Here is an 18588-nt window from a genome sequence, read left to right as displayed (position 1 = left end):
AGCCCGGCCATTGGCCGGGCAGGTACACCCAAAGGAGCAACAAACAGGTGTCAGGGTTGGGAATTCGTTGAACCTCAGGCCACGGCCGCCAGTTTGGCCTTGGCCTGGTTGACGCCCTTCTCATGGAACTCGCCGCTCATGTTCAGGCCTTCGGCATGGATGAAATCGACATCGTGAATACCGATGAAGGCCATCACCTGACGCAGGTACGGTTCCTGGTGGTCGCTGCTGGCACCGGCGTGAATGCCGCCACGGGCAGTCAGTACGATGACGCGCTTGCCGGTCAGCAGGCCCTGCGGGCCGGTCGGGGTGTACTTGAAGGTGATGCCGGCGCGCAGTACATGATCCAGCCAGGCCTTGAGGGTGCTGGGGATGGTGAAGTTGTACATCGGCGCGGCCATTACCAGCACATCAGCCGCCAGCACTTCATCGGTCAATTCGTTGGAACGGGCCAGGGCCTCCAGTTCGGCGGCACTGCGCTGCTCTTCGGGCTTCATCCAGCCACCCAGCAGGTTGGCATCCAGGTGCGGCACCGGGTTCACCGCCAGGTCGCGCACCGTGATCTGATCGGCCGGGTGAGCGGCCTGCCATTGCTGGATGAAATCACGGGTCAGCTGACGGGAAACGGAATCCTGCTGGCGGGCGCTGCTTTCGATGATCAGTACGCGGGACATGGGGTGCCTCCATCGGCAAAAAGGGTTGAGATTCGATGGAGGTGAGATTAAGGCTTGACCTATCGATAAAAAAGCGTAAAAAGTGGGTTCAATCAATCGATTAATCAGTTCATTCCGCGCTACAGCTCAAGGCGATACGCAGTTTGATGATCTGCCGGTTGAACTTGGCGGTGACATCGACGCTTTTACCGGCCGGTACATTCACCCGGCGAACTCTGGGTGCTTCAGGGCCATTGCGGAAGGTCACCTTGCAGGCCGCCGGTACCTGCCCATAGTTGTTGAGGGTAATGGCGCCAATGTCGTAGGCCGTGTCATAGGCGGTGTAGTCAAGCTTTACCCCGGTCAGTTCCTTCTCCACATCGATGGGATAGGCCATGGCCCCGAGGGGCAGGCACATCAGTATTGCCGCACAACATTTCTTCATGGGCCGCTCTCCTTGAAAGAGGGCAGCTTAGGACAACAGGAGCGAAAGATGAAAGCGCCGCGCGTAACCCTTGACCAGTGGCGAACCCTGCAAGCAGTGGTCGATCACGGCGGGTTTGCCCAGGCCGCCGAGGCACTGCATCGCTCGCAGTCCTCGGTCAGCTACACCGTGGCCCGCATGCAAGAGCAACTGGGCGTGCCACTGCTGCGTATCGACGGCCGCAAGGCGGTGCTTACCGACGCTGGCAACGTGCTACTACGCCGCTCGCGCCACCTGGTGAAGCAGGCCAGCCAGCTCGAGGACCTCGCCCACCACATGGAACAAGGCTGGGAAGCCGAAGTACGCCTGGTGGTCGATGCCGCCTACCCCAGCGCCCGCCTGGTACGTGCCCTGGCCGCGTTCATGCCGCAAAGCCGTGGCTGCCGGGTGCGCCTGCGTGAAGAAGTGCTGTCTGGCGTGGAAGAAGTCATGCATGAAGGCATCGCCGACCTGGCCATCAGCAGCTACAGCATCGGTGGCTACCTGGGCGCCGAACTGAGTGCAGTGGAGTTCGTCGCCGTCGCCCACCCTGAGCACAGCCTGCACCGCCTGGGCCGCGAGCTGACCTTCCAGGACCTGGAAAGCCAGTTGCAGGTGGTAATCCGCGACTCCGGCCGCGCTCAGCCGCGCGATGTCGGCTGGCTGGGTGCAGAGCAGCGCTGGACCGTCGGCAGCCTGGGCACCGCCGCTACCTTCGTCAGCAGCGGCTTGGGCTTTGCCTGGCTGCCCCGGCACATGATCGAGCGTGAGCTGCGCGAAGGCGTGCTCAAGCCGTTGCCGCTGGATCAGGGTGGCAGCCGCCATCCACTGTTCTACCTTTATTCGAGCAAAGAGAAGACCCTGGGCCCGGCCACGCAGATTCTCATCGACCTGCTGCGCAACTTCGACACCGCGCCACTGGACGTGCCCTTCGCAGCCCCCCCACAAGCTTGAGAGGACCGCGCCCATGGCCTATTTCGAACACGAAGGATGCACACTGCATTACGAGGAATATGGCCAGGGCGAACCACTGGTACTGCTGCACGGTCTGGGCTCCAGTTGCCAGGACTGGGAGCTGCAGGTGCCGGCGCTCAGCCGCCACTACCGGGTGATCCTCATGGACATTCGCGGCCACGGCCGCTCCGACAAACCCCGCGACGGCTACCAGATCGCGACCTTCAGTGCCGACCTGCTCGCCCTGCTCGAACACCTGCACACCGGCCCCGTGCACTTCGTCGGCCTGTCCATGGGCGGCATGGTCGGCTTCCAGTTTGCCGTCGACCACCCGCAATGGCTGCGCAGCCTGTGCATTGTCAACAGCGCCCCCGAGGTCAAGCGCCGCACCCGCAGTGACTGGATATGGTGGCTAAAGCGCTGGGGCCTGGCGCGGCTGCTCAGTGTCGAAACCGTCGGCAAGGGCCTGGCTGAACGCCTGTTCCCCAAACCTCATCAAGCCGAACTGCGACAGAAGATGGCCCAACGCTGGGCGCGTAACGACAAGCGCGCCTACCTCAAGAGCTTCGACGCCATCGTCGACTGGGGCGTGCAGGAACGCATCGGGCAGGTCCACTGTCCTACCCTGATCATTGCCGCCGACCACGATTACACCCCGATACAACTGAAAGAGCGCTATGTCGCGCTGATGCCCAACGCCAGGCTGGTCGTCGTCGACGATTCCCGGCACGCTACGCCCCTCGATCAACCCGAGGTCTTCAACCAGACCCTGCTGCAGTTCCTCGCAGCCGCTTCCACCTCTCAAGGATCTTTGAGCCCATGCTGAAAAAACTCCTGCTCACCGCCTGCTCGGTCGCCTTCGCTACCAGCGTCATGGCCTCCGACAAGACCCCGCACGTTCTGCTGGACACCAGCTTCGGCCAGGTCGAAATCGAGCTGAACGCCGAGAAGGCGCCGGTCAGTACCAAGAATTTCCTGCAGTACGTTGACAGCGGCTTCTACAACAACACCATTTTCCACCGTGTGATCCCGGGGTTCATGGTCCAGGGCGGTGGTTTCACTGACCAGATGGTGCAAAAAAACACCAACGACCCAATCAAGAACGAAGCCAGCAACGGCCTGCTGAACACCCGCGGCACCCTGTCGATGGCGCGCACCTCGGACCCGAACTCGGCCACCAGCCAGTTCTTCATCAATGTGGCCGACAACGACTTCCTCAACCCGGGGCGTGACCGTGGCTATGCCGTGTTCGGCAAGGTGACCAAAGGCATGGAGGTGGTCGACCAGATCGTCAACTCGCCGACCACCATCAAGAAAGGCATGCGTGATGTACCGGCCGATCCGGTCTACATCAAGTCGGCCAAACGCATCGACTGACCGCAGGCTTCACAGGGACGTGAAACCGCCTGAGGGCAGGATGGAACAGGAGTGTCGTTACCCATGCTGTACCGCCGTTTCGAACAACTGATCGATATTTTCCGCGAAGCACCCAGTGAATCGCCGCCGACCACCGTGTGGCCGTTCTACCTGTATTACCTGCGCCAGGTATGGCCCAGTTTTCTTGCCCTGCTGGTGGTCGGCCTGTTCGCCTCGCTGATCGAGGTGGCCATGTTCAGCTACCTCAGCCGCATCATCGACCTTGCCCAGGGCACGCCCAATGCCAACTTCTTCAGCGAACACAGTGGCGAGCTGATCTGGATGCTGGTGGTGATCCTGCTGTTGCGGCCGGTGTTCTTCGGCCTGCATGACCTGCTGGTGCACCAGACCATCAACCCCGGCATGACCAGCCTGATCCGCTGGCAAAACCACACCTACGTGCTCAAGCAGAGCCTGAACTTCTTCCAGAGCGACTTTGCCGGGCGCATCGCCCAGCGCATCATGCAGACCGGCAACTCGCTGCGCGACTCCGCCGTGCAGGCGGTGGACGCGCTATGGCATGTGCTGATCTACGCCATTACCTCGCTGGTGCTGTTCGCCGAGGCCGACTGGCGCCTGATGCTGCCGCTGCTGGTATGGATCGTCGGCTACATCGCCGCGCTCTTCTACTTCGTGCCAAGGGTGAAGGAGCGTTCAGTGATCTCTTCCGACGCCCGTTCCAAGCTCATGGGGCGTATCGTCGATGGCTACACCAACATCGCCACCCTGAAGCTGTTCGCCCACACCGACTACGAGCAGCAGTACGCGCGCGAAGCGATCAGCGAACAGACAGAAAAAACCCAACTGGCAGCGCGCGTGGTCACCAGCATGGACGTGGTCATCACCAGCCTCAACGGCCTGCTGGTGGTCACCACCACGGGCCTGGCGCTGTGGCTGTGGAGCCAGTCGCTGATTACCGTCGGCGCCATTGCCCTGGCCACCGGTCTGGTGATCCGCATCGTCAACATGTCGGGCTGGATCATGTGGGTGGTCAACGGCATTTTCGAGAACATCGGCATGGTCCAGGACGGCCTGCAGACCATTGCCCAGCCGGTCACCGTCACCGACCAGCCCAATGCGCCGGCGCTGAAGGTGAGCCGTGGCGCGGTGCGGTTCGATGACGTGGACTTCCACTACGGCAAGGCTGCCAACGTGATCGAAGGGCTCGACCTGAACATCCGCCCAGGCGAAAAAATCGGTTTGATCGGCCCGTCCGGCGCGGGCAAGTCGACCCTGGTCAACCTGCTGCTGCGGCTGTACGACGTGCAGGGCGGGCGTATCCTTATCGATGGCCAGGACATTGCCGAGGTGAGCCAGGCCAGCCTGCGCGCACAAATCGGCATGATCACCCAGGACACGTCGCTGCTGCACCGCTCGATCCGCGACAACCTGCTGTATGGCCGCCCCGGCGCCAGTGAGGCGGAGTTGCTCGACGCCGTGCGCCGCGCCCGCGCCGACGAGTTTATCCCGCAGCTGTCAGACGCACAGGGGCGCACCGGCTTCGATGCCCATGTGGGTGAACGTGGGGTGAAACTGTCGGGTGGCCAGCGCCAGCGCATCGCCATTGCTCGGGTTCTATTGAAGAATGCGCCGATCCTGATCATGGACGAAGCCACTTCGGCGCTGGACTCGGAGGTGGAAGCAGCCATTCAGGAAAGCCTGGAAACGCTGATGCAGGGCAAGACGGTGATCGCGATCGCCCACCGGTTGTCCACCATTGCGCGGATGGACCGGCTGGTGGTGCTGGACAAGGGACGGATTGTCGAGAGTGGCAGCCACAGTGAGCTGCTGGAACAGCAGGGGTTGTATGCCCGATTGTGGCATCACCAGACCGGGGGGTTTGTCGGGGTGGACTGAAACCTGTGCTGGTCTCTTCGCGGGTGAACCCGCGAAGAGACCAGCACAGGCAATACAAATGGATCAGTCCCGACGATAAGGCAACATCCCCCTCGCCTCCTCGGCATACCCCCTCACCCCTTCCCGCTCCTGCACCAGAAAATCCTCCACCGCCCGCCGCAACCCGGGGTGCAGCAGGTAATGCCACGACCGCGTCAACACCGGCTCGAACCCGCGTATCAGCTTGTGCTCCCCCTGCGCCCCGGCATCGAAACGCTGGTAGCCCTCGGCAATGGCAAAGTCCATCCCCTGATAGAAACACGTTTCGAAATGCAGCCGGTCGAACTCATCCAGGCAGCCCCAGTAACGGCCAAACAGGCTGTCGCCCCCCACCAGGCTCAGCGCCATCGCCACATCGCGCCCCCCCTGCCGCGCCATTACCACCCGCACAGCCTCGGGCATGCGTTCGGCCAGCAGGCTGAAAAACGCGCGAGTCAGATAAGGCGCCCGGCGGCGTACGGCATAGGTGTTGGCGTAACAGAGGAAGACGAAATCCCACTGGGCTTCATCCAGTTCATCGCCTCGGTACCAGCGAAAATCAATGCCCTGCCCCGCCACCTGCTCACGCTCCTTGCGCATCTGCTTGCGCTTGCGCGAACTCAGGCTGTCGAGAAAGTCCTGGAAATCTCGATACCCCCGATTTTGCCAATGGAACTGGCAACCCAAGCGCTCCATCCAGCCCGGCTGGGCTGCCAGTTGTTCGTCCAGCGCCGAGTCGGTGAAATTGATGTGCGCTCCGGATAGCCCACCCTTGGCCAAATACTCAGGCAGGGCCTGCAACATCATCAAACCGTCAGCCGGATCGGCCGCAAAAAGGCGTGGGCCGCTCACAGGGCTGAACGGCACGGCTCCCAACAGCTTGGGATAGTAGGCAATGCCGGCCCGCTCACAGGCATCGGCCCAGCCATGGTCGAACACATACTCGCCATAGGAGTGCCACTTGCGGTACGCCGGCATCAGCGCCCGCACCTGCCCCTCACGCTCCAGGACCAAGTGCTCGGCAGCCCAGCCAGTGTTTCGCTGGACGCTGCCACTGTCTTCCATTGCACTGAGAAAGGCATGGCGCAGGAACGGCTGACCCGCTGGCACCAGGGCATCCCAGGTGGCCGCCGGAAGATCATGCAAGTTGGCAAGGCTGTACAGGCTGGTCACGGTTTCGGCTCGCTGTGAGAAGGCCTTCAGTATCCCCAAGGAAGGCCCGGCACTCAAATGACGAACGCCGGGCTGATCCTTTTATTCTCAATTACTTAACCTCAGTGCCACTAATTAGACATTAATCTGTCATTGGCCCCCGCAATACTTGCGCCTGTTTTCCGGAACCTCAGAACCTGTCTAGTCAGGCCCTTTCCGAAGACATGCCAACGCAGGGGCAGGCGCTTGAGCCTCCCCCATTTTTTTCAGTAGGGAGAACCTTATGCGTCTTGTTTCTACACTTACCGGAGTGAGCCTCACCGGCATGATGCTGGCTCTGAGCGCCCCGGCCAGTGCTGCTGTCGACGCCAAGCTGCTCGAAATGCTCCGCGCCAACGGCTCGATCAATCAGGCGCAGTACAACGAACTGCAGGGCGACCTGGCAAAAGAAACCAAGGAAAGGGCCGACCAGAAAGCTCAGTCTGAACGGATGAGCAACTTCGAACAGAAAGTGGCATGGGCCGCCAAGACCCAGATCAAGGGTGATGTGCGCCTGCGTTACGAAGACGTCAACGTCGACAACCCGATCTCCCGCAGCGGCAACCAGGACCGTGAGCGTGTACGTGCCCGTGTCGGCTTCTACAGCGAGATCAACCCGCAGGTTGACGCTGGCGTGCGTGTGGCCACCGGCAGCAGCGCCGATGCCCGTTCGACCAACCAGAGCCTGGACAACTACTTCGAGAAGAAATCGCTGTGGGTCGACCTGGCCTACCTCGACTGGCACCCGACTGCCGTGCCCAACCTGCACCTGATTGGCGGCAAGATGATGCAGCCATGGGTGAGCATGGGCGACATCATCTGGGACAGCGACATCAACCCGGAAGGCGTGGCAGCTACCTACAAGACCAACCTCGGCCCGGCCGAAGTGTTCGGCAGCATCGGCCACTACAACCTGAAGGACAACGTCGACGGCGACGGCGTGCAGTTCAAGCACGACGCGCAGCTGTACGCGGCCCAGCTGGGTACCAAGTTCAACGCGGCTGACACCGTCAAGGTTACCGTTGGCGGCAGCGTATACGGCTACGACAACGACAAGGCCTCGGCTGCTCTGCGCTCGCTGGGCAACACCACCGACGAGTTCAACCTGGTTGAAGGCTTCGGTCAGGTCGATTTCACCGGTTTCGCCATTCCACTGTCGGCTTACGGCCAGTTCGTCAAGAACACCGAAAGCACCGATGGCAAGGACAAGGCCTGGCTGGCTGGTTTGAAGAGCAAGATCGGTGCCTGGAGCCTGGACTACAACTACCGCGACGTGCAGCGTAACGGTGTAGTGAGCCTGTTCACCGACTCCGACTTCGGTAACGGCTTTACCGGTTCCCGTGGCCACAAGTTCAAAGTGGGCTACGAAATTGACAAGAACTTCGCCCTGGGCGCGGCCTACATGATGGCCAAGACCGACTACTCCAACCTGCCGAACAGCGATGCGGATGTAGACACGCTGCAGGTGGACCTGGAAGCCAAGTTCTAAGCGACACCCTCTTCTGCTTCACCTGAAGCGGGAAATGCCGACCCCATCCGGCGTTTCCCGCTTTTTTTTGCCTGGAAAAATGCACCGGCCTCTTCGCGGGCGAGCCCGCGAAGAGGCCGGTACAGGCTGACTAAGGATCAGCGCTTGCGCAGAATCACGCTACCAATCGAATACCCCGCACCAAACGAGCTCAATACGCCCAACGAACCCTTGGCCAGGTCATCCTGATAGAGGTGGAAGGCAATCACCGACCCCGCCGAACTGGTATTGGCATAGCGGTCCAGAATCACCGGTGCATCTTCCTCGGCCACCTCACGCCCCAGCAACTTCTTGACGATCAGGTGGTTCATGCTGAGGTTGGCCTGGTGCAGCCAGAAACGCTTCACATCGCTCGGTTGCAGGCCATTTTCCTGCAGGTGCTCACCGATCAGCTCGGCCACCTTCGGGCACACCTCACGGAACACCTTGCGGCCTTCCTGGATGAACAGCTTGTCTGCGGCGCCTTCGCCCTCTTCCGCTGCCCGGTTGAGGAAGCCGAAGTTGTTGCGGATGTTGTTGGAGAACTCGGTCCACAGCTTGGTGCTGACGATGTCGAACTGGTGCGCCGAGGTGGCCTTGTCGGCACGCTCGAGCAACACCGCAGTGGCGGCATCACCGAAAATGAAATGGCTGTCGCGGTCACGGAAGTTCAGGTGCCCGGTGCACACCTCGGGGTTGACCATCAGCACCGCGCGCGCCTGGCCCAGGGCCACGCTGTTGGCAGCGGTCTGGATGCCGAAGGTGGCCGACGAGCAGGCCACGTTCATGTCGAAGGCAAAGCCCTGGATGCCCAGCGCCTGTTGCACTTCGATGGCGATGGCCGGGTACGGGCGCTGCAGGTTGGAGCAGGCGACGATCACGCCATCGACATCGGCAGCCGTGCGGCCGGCACGCTCCAGGGCCTGGCGGGCAGCGGCCACGGCCATTTCGCAGAGCACCGAGGGCTCGTCATTGGAACGCTCGGGCAGGCGTGGTTTCATGCGCTGCGGGTCGAGGATGCCGGCCTTGTCCATCACGAAGCGGCTCTTGATGCCCGAGGCCTTTTCGATAAAGGCCGCATCGGACAGCGGCGCTGCTTCAACTTCGCCGCGCTCGATGGCAGCGGCGTTGTCCTGGTTGAACTGCTGCGACCAGGCGTTGAAGGAAGCCACCAGTTCTTCGTTGGAAATGCTCTGGGCCGGGGTGTACAGGCCGGTGCCGCTGATCACGACGTTATGCACGGTCGTTCCTCTGGTCAAAGGCCATCGCCACGGGGCGCTGGCTGGGAATATGACAATTTAGTGGCACTTTAGTACCAAATCAGGAGCGTACGTTACCCCTGTGGGAGCGGGCTCACCCGCGAAGGGCCGCAACGCGGCCCCAAACTCCCTGAAGTTTGCCACAAATTGGGCAGGTTAGCCTTCCACCTGGCTCCACTGTTTGCTCAATCTTTTGTCGGAAATCGGCACCTTGGTGCCCAACTGCTGGGCAAACAGCGACACCCGGTATTCCTCCAGCCACCAGCGGTACAACGTCAGTTGCTCATCGCGCTTGCCTTCCTGGGCATGCTTGTCGGCACGCGCCTTGTACTGTGCCCACAAGTTGGCCAGCTCACCGCTCCATACCCGGTCCTTCTGCACCTGCGAACCCAGCTTCTCCAGGCGCAATTCCACCGCCTTGAGGTAACGCGGCAGCTCCTTGAACCAAACCCCGGGCGTTTCACGCACAAAGCCCGGGTACACAAGGTTGCCCAGCTGTTGCTTGATGTCGTTCAGCGCCACCGCCTGGCTCAGGTCGATCTTGCCCTTGAAGCGCTTCTGCAGCCCATGCCACAGTTTCAGCACCTCCAGCGTCTGGCGCGCCAACCGCTCGGCATGCTCGGCCCAGCTGCCGCGCTTGCGCTCAGCCAGCCCGGCCAAGGCCGCACCATCACGCGGCAACGGCTGTTCACCTTCAAGGATACAGCTGTCCAGGCTGGCCAGCAGGATGTCCTCGACCAGTGCCTCGACCCTGCCCATTTCACGGTACAGCAGGCCAAGCTCGGTCAGGCCCGGCAGCTTGCCGCGCAGGTACTTGGCCGGCTCGGCCAATTGCTGCAACAACAGGCGCTGCAGGGCACGGCGGTGCTGGAACTCGGCTTCGGCCTGGGTCGAGAAGCGCCCTTCGCGCACGCTACCGCCCTCTTCCACCAACGCCGGGTACACGGTCATCGACAGGCCGGCAATCTTCTGTTGGGCGGTCTGCTTCACTTCGCTGAAAGCCTTCGCCTGCACCGGCTGCTCGCTCTTTTCAGTGCGCGGCACCGCCAAGGCAGCCTGGCTGGCGGCAGCAAAGCGCGCGGTCAGCTCGGCCAGGTCGCGGCCTTCGCCAAGGAACTTGCCCTGGCCGTCGACCACTTCGATGTTCATGCGCAGGTGGCCTTCGACCAGCTGGACCGACTCGTCCCAGGCTTCGTCGGACACCCGCGCACCGGTCATGCGCAGCAGCTCCTGGCCCAAGGCCTGCGGCAGTGCGCCCTGACCGAAGGTCATACGCGCCAGCGAAGCCTTGACGAAGTCCGGCACCGGCGCGAAGTTCTTGCGCAAGGCCTTGGGCAGGTTGCGTATCAGCGCCACGCACTTGGCCTCCAGCAAGCCTGGCACCAGCCATTCCAGGCGCTCGCCGGGCAGGCTTGGCAGCAACGGTGCCGGCACCCGCACGGTCACGCCGTCACGCGGGTGGCCGGGTTCGAAGTGATAGCTCAGCGGCAGGCGCAGCTCGCCGACCTGCATGCTGTCAGGGTACTGCGCGGCAGTGACTTCGCTAGCCTCACGGGCCAGCACGTCTTCCTCACGCATGATCAGCAGGTTGGCATCCTTCTGGCTGCCCATGCGGTACCAGCTGTCGAAGGTCGCGGTCTGGTGGATTTCCGCCGGCAGGCGCGCTTCGTAGAAGGCGTACAGCGTTTCTTCGTCAGCCAGAATGTCGCGCCGGCGGGCCTTGGCCTCCAGCTCGTCGAGTTCTTCGAGCAGGCGTTTGTTGGCCGCCAGGCACTTGGCCCGCGACTGTATTTCGCCACCCACCAGGCCCTCGCGTATGAACAGCTCACGCGAAGTGACCGGGTCGATCGGGCCAAAGTGCACAGGGCGGCGGCCGACCAGAATAAGGCCGTACAGGGTGATCTGCTCATAGGCCACCACCTGACCGCGCTTCTTCTCCCAGTGCGGTTCGAAGTGGTTTTTCTTGACCAGGTGGCCAGCCAGCGGCTCGATCCAGTCCGGCTCGATCTTGGCGACCATGCGCGCATACAGCTTGGTGGTCTCGACCAGTTCGGCGGCCATGACCCACTGCGGTCGCTTGCGCCCCAGGCCCGAAGACGGGTGCACCCAGAAGCGCCGTTGACGCGCCCCCTGGTAGTCGCCCTCTTCGGTCTTCTGGCCGATCTGGCTGAGCAGGCCACTGAGGATGGCCTTGTGCATCTTCTGGTAGTCGGACGGTTCTTTGTTCACCGTCAACTGCAGGTCACGGCAGATCAGCGCCAGCTGGCGGTGGGCATCGCGCCACTCGCGCAGGCGCAAGTAGTTCAGGAAATGCTTGCGGCACCAGTTGCGCAGCGGGTTGGCCGTCAGCGCCTGGCGCTGCTCTTCAAAACCGCGCCACAGGTTGACCAGCGCGGCGAAGTCGGAGTCCACGTCCTTCCATTGCGCATGGGCCTGATCAGCCGCCTGCTGACGCTCTGGCGGGCGCTCGCGTGGGTCCTGCACCGACAGTGCGCTGGTAACGATCAGCACTTCCTGCAGGCTGCCCAGTCGGGCGCCTTCGAGTAGCATGCGGCCCAGTCGTGGGTCGATGGGCAGGCGGGCCAGATGGCGGCCAATCGGCGTCAACTGGTTTTCGCGGTTGACCGCCGACAGTTCCTGCAGCAGGTTGAAACCATCGCTGATGGCCTTGCCATCCGGCGGCTCGATGAACGGGAACGCATCGATCGCGCCCAGGCGCAGGTGCAACATCTGCAGGATCACTGCCGCCAGGTTGGTGCGCAGAATCTCCGGGTCGGTAAACGCCGGCCGGCTGTTGAAGTCCTCTTCGCTGTACAGACGTACGCAAATGCCCGGCTCGACCCGGCCGCAACGGCCTTTACGCTGGTTGGCGCTGGCTTGGGACACCGCTTCGATGGGCAGGCGCTGCACTTTGGCGCGGTAGCTGTAGCGGCTGATGCGTGCGGTGCCGGTGTCGATCACGTAGCGGATGCCCGGCACGGTGAGCGAGGTTTCGGCCACGTTGGTGGCCAGCACCACGCGGCGCCCGGTGTGCGGCTGGAAGATGCGCTGTTGCTCGGCCGGCGACAGGCGTGCATACAGCGGCAGGATCTCGGTGTGACGCAACTGCGCCTTGCGCAGGATTTCAGCGGCATCGCGGATTTCCCGCTCGCCGGGCAGGAAGATCAGCACATCGCCCGGGCCTTTGCCTTCGCTGCGTTCGTGGTGCGCCAGCTCATCCAGAGTGGCGAGGATGGCCTGGTCGACGGTGAGGTCGTCCTCGATCTGGTTGCCTTCTTCATCCTGCTCGCTGGTGAGCGGGCGGTACCAGGTTTCCACCGGGAAAGTGCGCCCGGACACCTCGATGATCGGCGCGCCATCGAAGTGTTTGGAAAAGCGTTCCAGGTCGATGGTGGCCGACGTGATGATCAGTTTCAGGTCCGGCCGGCGATGCAGCAGTGTCTTCAGGTAGCCAAGCAGGAAGTCGATGTTCAGGCTGCGTTCGTGGGCTTCGTCGACGATGATCGTGTCGTAGCGCTCAAGAAAGCGGTCGTGCTGGGTTTCGGCCAGCAGGATGCCATCGGTCATCAGTTTGACCAGGGTATTGGCATCGCTTTGGTCTTCGAAACGTACCTGGTAGCCGACCAGCCCGCCCAGCGGCGTGCCCAGTTCTTCGGCAACCCGCGCCGCCACGCTGCGCGCGGCGATCCGGCGTGGCTGGGTGTGGGCGATCAGGCCATGGCTGCCACGGCCCAGTTCCAGGCAAATCTTCGGCAGCTGGGTGGTCTTGCCCGAACCGGTTTCACCGGCGATCACCAGCACCTGGTTTTCGGCCAGGGCCTTTTTGATTTCGTCACGCTTGGCGGCGATCGGCAGGTTGTCGTCGTAGCGCACGGTCGGCACGCTTTGCTGACGTGCAGTGACCTGGGCGCAGGAGGCCTGGACCTTTTCCACCCACTGCGAAAGCTTCGCCTCGTCGGGGCGCTTGCGCAGTTCGTGCAGTTGCCGGCGCAGACGATGGCGGTCTGCAATCATGGCGTGGTCGAGGTTTTGCAGCAGTTTGTCGATGGCGTGGTCAGTCATGGGGCTTTTTAATGATGCAGGTGGCCCTGCTTTTTCATGATCGGCATTCGAAGGATGCGCGATTGTCGCAGATTTGGGCCTACTTTGCTGTCATGGTAGGAGAGCAGCCTTGTGCCGCAGCCCTTCGCGGCACAAGGCCGCTCCTACAGGGATCGTATAGCGGCTGAAAGTTTAGCAAGGGTATATGTAAAGGTTGCCATTCACTGCTTTAATCAACCTTACGCCGCATGTGAGTATCAAAAGCATGACTCCCGTCCAGCCCATCGCCCCACCGTCGTCCCGCCCTTCGTTACCGAAGGCACGGAGCCGTGCCGGGGAAAATCCGCTGGTGCACATCATCCTCGCCTTCTGGGCCTTGTGGCACTGCCGCCACGCACGCCCACCGGACTGCTCGCTCACGCCTTTGTGACCAAACCCGGCCATCGTCTGGCCGTTTGACTCAACTGGACCGCGCGTTTTGCGCGAACATCCTGTGCGCTTGTGAGCGAATACATCATGCACTTTGCACCTGTAGAGCAGGCTACCCGTTTCCTGGCCGACAACCCCGATATCGAGTTGTTCGAGCTGTTCATCCTCGACGCCAACGGCGTACCACGCGGCAAGCTGCTGCACCGTGATGAACTGCTGGCCGTGTACCAGACCGGCCGGCCGCTGCCCAGCACCATCCTTGGCCTGACCCTGAACGGTGACGACGTGGAAAATTCGGGCCTGGTGTGGGACGTGGGCGACATCGACTGCCGCGCCTACCCACTCGAAGGCAGCCTGGTGCGCCTGCCCTGGCGCCGGGTGCCGACCGCCGCCGTGCAGGTCAGCATGCATCCGAGCGAAGGCCTACCAGCCAGCATCGCCGACCCGCGCCACGTGCTGCTGCGCACCATCGACGCCCTGAAAGCCGACGGCTACCACCCCGTAATGGCCTGCGAGCTGGAGTTCTACCTGCTCGACCAGCAACGCGATGCACAGGGCCGCCCGCAACCGGCGCTGGACAATGACGGTGGCCGCCCACGCACCACCCAGGTCTATGGCCTGCGCGAGCTGGAACAGATCGAACCCTTCCTCGCCGACCTGTACGCCGCCTGCAAGGCGCAGGGCATTCCGGCGCGCACTGCGATTTCCGAGTACGCCCCCGGCCAGGTGGAAATCACCCTCGAACACGGCGACGCCCTGCAGGCAATGGATCAGGCCGTGCGTTACAAGCGCCTGGTAAAGGGCGTGGCCCATGCCCACGGCATGCAGGCCTGCTTCATGGCCAAGCCGTTTGCCAACCTGGCCGGCACCGGCATGCACATGCACCTGAGCCTGGCCGACAGCGCGGGCAACAACCTGTTCGCCAGCGAAGACAAGGCCGGCACCCCGCTGCTGCGCCAGGCCGTGGCGGGCATGCTGCGCCACCTGCGCGACTCGCTGCTGCTGTTTTGCCCCAATGCCAACTCGTTCCGTCGCTTCCAGGCCAACAGCTATGCGCCGCTGGCCCCGACCTGGGGCGTGGACAACCGCACCGTGAGCCTGCGCGTGCCCGGCGGCCCGGCCAACAGCCGGCATGTAGAGCATCGCATTTGCGGCGCCGACGCCAACCCTTACCTGGCTGCCGCAGCGATCCTCGCCGCCAGCCATCGCGGCATCCGCGAACAGCTGGACCCAGGCGCACCGGTGGAAGGCAACGGCTATGCCCAGGCCACCGAGCACTTGCCCACCGACTGGCTGACCGCCCTCGATGCCCTGCAGCATTCCCATTGGGCTCGCGAAGCCTTGGGCGACGACTTCCTTGGCGTGTACCTGAAGGTAAAGCGTGCCGAGTACCGCCAGTTCATGGCCGAAGTCAGCGAGCAGGACTGGCGTTGGTACCTGCACCAGGCCTGAGCCCCTACCTAACAAGGAACACCCATGAACGCAGCATTGAACAAAGGCCCGGCGCAGCGTGCGCCGTCCTATTACACCGCCTCCCTCAACGACCACACCGAGTACCCGCAACTCAAGGGCACGGTGCAGGTGGATGTGGCCATCATCGGCGGCGGCTTTACCGGCGTGGCCACTGCGGTGGAGCTGGCCGAGCGTGGCCTGAAAGTGGCCATCGTCGAAACCAACCGCATCGGCTGGGGCGCCAGCGGGCGCAATGGCGGCCAGGTCACCGGCAGCCTATCGGGTGATGAGGCCATGCGCTCGCAGATGCGCAACCACCTGGGTGCCGAAGTCGACGACTTCATCTGGCACTTGCGCTGGCGTGGTCATCAGGTGATTGAGCAGCGCGTGGCGCGCTATGGCATCGACTGCGACCTCAAGCGCGGCCACCTGCATGCGGCAATGAAACCTTCGCACATGGACGAACTGCGTGCCTTCGAGGCCGAGGCCCACCGCCGTGGCATGGGCGAGCAGGTGCAATTGCTGGACCGTGCGGCAGTGGCCGAGCACCTGCAAAGCCCGCTGTACCTGGGCGCACTGAAAAACCTGCGCAACCTGCACCTGCACCCGCTCAACCTGTGCCTGGGTGAAGCCCGTGCGGCCCACAGCCTGGGTGCACTGATCTTCGAGAACTCCGAGGTGCTGGACATCGTTCACGGCCCGCGCCCGGCAGTGGTCACTGCCCATGGCCGGGTCGAAGCGCGCCAGGTAATGCTGGCCGGCGATGTGTATCACAAGCTGGAAAAGCGCCAGCTCAAGGGCAAGATCTTCCCGGCCATGGGCGGCATCGTCACCACCGCGCCGCTGGGTGAGCTGGCCGAGCAGATCAACCCGCAGGACCTCGCGGTATACGACTGTCGCTTCGTGCTCGACTACTACCGCCTGACCGCCGACAAACGCCTGCTGTTTGGTGGCGGCGCCAATTACTCGGGCAAGGACTCACGCGACATCGAAGGCGAGCTGCGCCCGTGCATCGAACGCACCTTCCCGGCGCTCAAGGGCGTGCCGATCGAGTTCCAATGGAGCTGTGCCATGGGCATCGTGGTCAACCGCATTCCGCAGTTGGGCAAGCTGTCGGACAACGTATGGTATTGCCAGGGTTACTCGGGGCATGGCATTGCCACCAGCCACATCATGGGCGAGATCATGGCCGAGGCATTGACCGGGACGCTGGAGAAGTTCGACACCTTCGCGCAATGCAAGCATGTGCGGGTGCCGATGGGGGACTTGCTGGGGAACCCGCTGCTGGCGGCGGGGATGTGGTACTACCAGATGCTTGAAAAGCTGCGCTGATTTCACTGGCCTCTTCGCGGGTAAACCCGCGAAGAGGCCAGTAAGGCCAGCATAGATTCAGAAGGTCAGGCGATCTTCTTCAGGCCCTGCTTCTTCATCTCTTCATCACGCAACTCGCGACGCAGGATCTTGCCCACGTTGGTAGTTGGCAACGAATCACGGAATTCGATCTGGCGCGGTACCTTGTAGCCGGTAACGTTGGCACGCATGTGCTCCATCACCTGCTCCTTGGTCAGGGTCATGCCCGGCTTGACCACGATGAACACCTTGATCACCTCACCCGACTTCTCGTCCGGCACACCAATGGCCGCGCACTGCAACACACCCGGCAAGGCCGCCAGCACATCTTCCAACTCGTTGGGGTACACGTTGAAGCCCGAGACCAGGATCATGTCCTTCTTGCGGTCGACGATGCGCATGTAGCCGTCCGCCTGGATCAGGGCGATGTCACCGGTCTTCAGCCAGCCTTCGCTGTCCAGAATTTCGGCGGTGGCGTCTTCGCGCTGCCAGTAGCCCTTCATCACCTGCGGGCCCTTGACGCACAGCTCGCCCACTTCGCCCAACGGCAGCTCGTTGCCGGCGTCGTCGATGATCTTGCACAGGGTCGAAGGCACCGGAATACCGATGGTACCCACCTGGTTGGCCTCTGCCGGGTTCACTGCCGCCACCGGGCTGGTTTCGGTCATGCCGTAACCTTCGCAGATGGCGCAGCCGGTAACGGCCTTCCAGCGTTCGGCCACGCTCAGTTGCAAAGCCATGCCGCCAGACAGGGTGATTTTCAGCGCCGAAAAGTCCAGGGCGCGGAACGCCTCGTTGTTGCACAGGGCAACGAACAAGGTGTTGAGGCCGACAAAGCCGCTGAACTTCCACTTGCCCAGTTCCTTGACCATGGCCGGCAGGTCACGCGGGTTGCTGATCAGCACGTTGTGGTTGCCGATCAGCATCATCGCCATGCAATGGAAGGTAAAGGCATAGATGTGGTACAGCGGCAGCGGCGTGATAAGGATTTCGCAGCCTTCGTGCAGGTTGGAGCCCATCAGCGCCCGGCACTGCAGCATGTTGGCCACCAGGTTGCGGTGGGTGAGCATTGCCCCCTTCGCCACGCCCGTGGTGCCGCCGGTGTACTGCAGCACCGCCACGTCGTTGGCCTGCGGGTTGGCCTCGGTTACCGGCTGGCCCTTGCCCAATGCCAACGCGTCGTTGAAGCGTATGGCACGCGGCAGGTTGTAGGCCGGTACCATCTTCTTCACGTACTTGATCACGCTGTTGATCAGCAAGCGCTTGAGCGGCGGCAGCAGGTCGGCCACTTCGGTGACGATAACGTGCTTGACCTGGGTCTTGGGCACCACCTTTTCAGCCAGGTGGGCCATGTTGGCCAGACACACCAGGGCCTTGGCGCCGGAGTCGTTGAACTGGTGTTCCATCTCCCGCACGGTGTACAGCGGGTTGGTGTTGACCACGATCAGCCCGGCACGCATGGCACCGAATACCGCGACCGGGTATTGCAGGACATTGGGCAGTTGCACGGCAATGCGGTCACCCGGCTTGAGGTCGGTATGCTGCTGCAGCCAGGCCGCAAACGCCCCCGACAGCGCATACAACTCGCCATAAGTGATAGTCTTGCCCAGGTTGCTAAAGGCCGGTTTGTCGGCAAAGCGTTGGCAGGATTGCTTGAGTACTGCCTGGATATTGGGGAATTCGTCAGGATTGATTTCCGCCGTAATCCCGGCTGGGTACTTATCCTTCCAAAAATGTTCGATCATGGAAGCCCACTCCTTCAGCAACAGCGAAGTTCGATTGGCGCGTCGATGCGCTTATTATTGATATGAGACGGCGGTTCGTTGCAAACCGGATCGTCTGAAAGCGGGCCGAGAGTAACAGCTTTGCCTGGGGTCGCCTAGAGGCCAAAATAGGCCTTGCAGTCACAAAAATGACTCAATGAACAATACAAGTCATTTTTAGAGTTTTTAACCAAAATGTCGCGGATGGCTTGAGTTTTGTAAGGTTTCGCAGATC

13 protein-coding genes are annotated in these 18588 nt (G+C 62.3%); 7 read left to right on the top strand and 6 right to left on the bottom strand.

Features of this window, described 5'->3' with window-relative positions; genetic code table 11:
* Positions 1-74: 74 nt before the first annotated feature.
* The gene (locus PM2_RS07050; protein WP_016711895.1) at positions 75-674 is read right to left on the bottom strand and encodes an FMN-dependent NADH-azoreductase; all 600 of its coding nucleotides are present in this window, start codon (positions 672-674) and stop codon (positions 75-77) included.
* Positions 675-783: 109 nt separating this feature from the next.
* Entirely contained in the window at positions 784-1098 is a 315-nt protein-coding gene (locus PM2_RS07045) for a hypothetical protein (RefSeq protein ID WP_025753884.1), read from the bottom strand.
* A 48-nt stretch (positions 1099-1146) separates the two neighbouring features.
* On the opposite strand from PM2_RS07045, the gene PM2_RS07040 reads away from it, so the two are divergent.
* The 4 genes from PM2_RS07040 (at position 1147) to PM2_RS07025 (ending at position 5343) form a co-directional block, all read left to right on the top strand.
* Positions 1147-2070 (top strand): LysR family transcriptional regulator, encoded by a 924-nt coding sequence (locus PM2_RS07040; RefSeq protein ID WP_016711896.1) that lies wholly within the window; start codon positions 1147-1149, stop codon positions 2068-2070.
* Between the two features lie 13 nt (positions 2071-2083).
* Positions 2084-2896: an alpha/beta fold hydrolase gene (locus tag PM2_RS07035; RefSeq protein ID WP_016711897.1), complete on the top strand. Its 813-nt coding sequence runs from the start codon at positions 2084-2086 to the stop codon at positions 2894-2896.
* Positions 2890-3447: a peptidylprolyl isomerase A gene (locus tag PM2_RS07030; RefSeq protein WP_012273622.1), complete on the top strand. Its 558-nt coding sequence runs from the start codon at positions 2890-2892 to the stop codon at positions 3445-3447. The genes PM2_RS07035 and PM2_RS07030 overlap by 7 nt, the downstream gene beginning before the upstream one ends.
* 63 nt (positions 3448-3510) lie before the next feature.
* Complete coding sequence (locus PM2_RS07025) at positions 3511-5343, top strand: ABC transporter ATP-binding protein (RefSeq protein WP_016711898.1); 1833 nt, start codon at positions 3511-3513, stop codon at positions 5341-5343.
* Positions 5344-5406: 63 nt separating this feature from the next.
* Here PM2_RS07025 and PM2_RS07020 read toward each other — a convergent pair whose 3' ends face one another.
* A complete protein-coding gene (locus PM2_RS07020; RefSeq protein WP_026020483.1) occupies positions 5407-6534 on the bottom strand; it encodes a GNAT family N-acetyltransferase in 1128 nt (375 codons plus the stop codon).
* Between the two features lie 262 nt (positions 6535-6796).
* On the opposite strand from PM2_RS07020, the gene PM2_RS07015 reads away from it, so the two are divergent.
* Positions 6797-8041 carry a putative porin gene (locus tag PM2_RS07015; RefSeq protein WP_016711900.1) on the top strand — a complete coding sequence of 415 codons (1245 nt, stop codon included), beginning with the start codon at positions 6797-6799 and terminating at the stop codon, positions 8039-8041.
* A gap of 137 nt (positions 8042-8178) precedes the next feature.
* On the opposite strand, the gene PM2_RS07010 is transcribed toward PM2_RS07015, so the two are convergent.
* On the bottom strand, positions 8179-9300 hold the full coding sequence (locus tag PM2_RS07010; protein ID WP_019099150.1) for a beta-ketoacyl-ACP synthase III: 1122 nt from the start codon (positions 9298-9300) through the stop codon (positions 8179-8181).
* A 174-nt stretch (positions 9301-9474) separates the two neighbouring features.
* On the bottom strand, positions 9475-13380 hold the full coding sequence (hrpA, locus tag PM2_RS07005) for an ATP-dependent RNA helicase HrpA (protein ID WP_028700271.1): 3906 nt from the start codon (positions 13378-13380) through the stop codon (positions 9475-9477).
* Positions 13381-13875: 495 nt separating this feature from the next.
* Between hrpA and PM2_RS06995 the strand changes: the two genes are divergently transcribed.
* Positions 13876-15240, top strand: coding sequence for a glutamine synthetase family protein (locus PM2_RS06995; RefSeq protein WP_028700270.1), 1365 nt, complete (start codon positions 13876-13878; stop codon positions 15238-15240).
* Positions 15241-15264: 24 nt separating this feature from the next.
* Positions 15265-16572, top strand: a complete 1308-nt coding sequence (locus tag PM2_RS06990) for an NAD(P)/FAD-dependent oxidoreductase (protein WP_016711905.1) — start codon at positions 15265-15267, stop codon at positions 16570-16572.
* 65 nt (positions 16573-16637) lie between these two features.
* Here the strand turns inward: PM2_RS06990 and fadD1 are convergent, their stop codons facing one another.
* Positions 16638-18335, bottom strand: coding sequence for a long-chain-fatty-acid--CoA ligase FadD1 (gene fadD1, locus PM2_RS06985; RefSeq protein WP_028700269.1), 1698 nt, complete (start codon positions 18333-18335; stop codon positions 16638-16640).
* Between the last annotated feature and the right edge of the window lie 253 nt (positions 18336-18588).

This window comes from Pseudomonas monteilii NBRC 103158 = DSM 14164, assembly GCF_000730605.1.
Lineage (GTDB): Bacteria > Pseudomonadota > Gammaproteobacteria > Pseudomonadales > Pseudomonadaceae > Aquipseudomonas > Aquipseudomonas monteilii.
The sequence above is the reverse complement of the archived record's forward strand: the minus strand, read 5'-3'. Positions and strand labels throughout refer to the sequence as shown.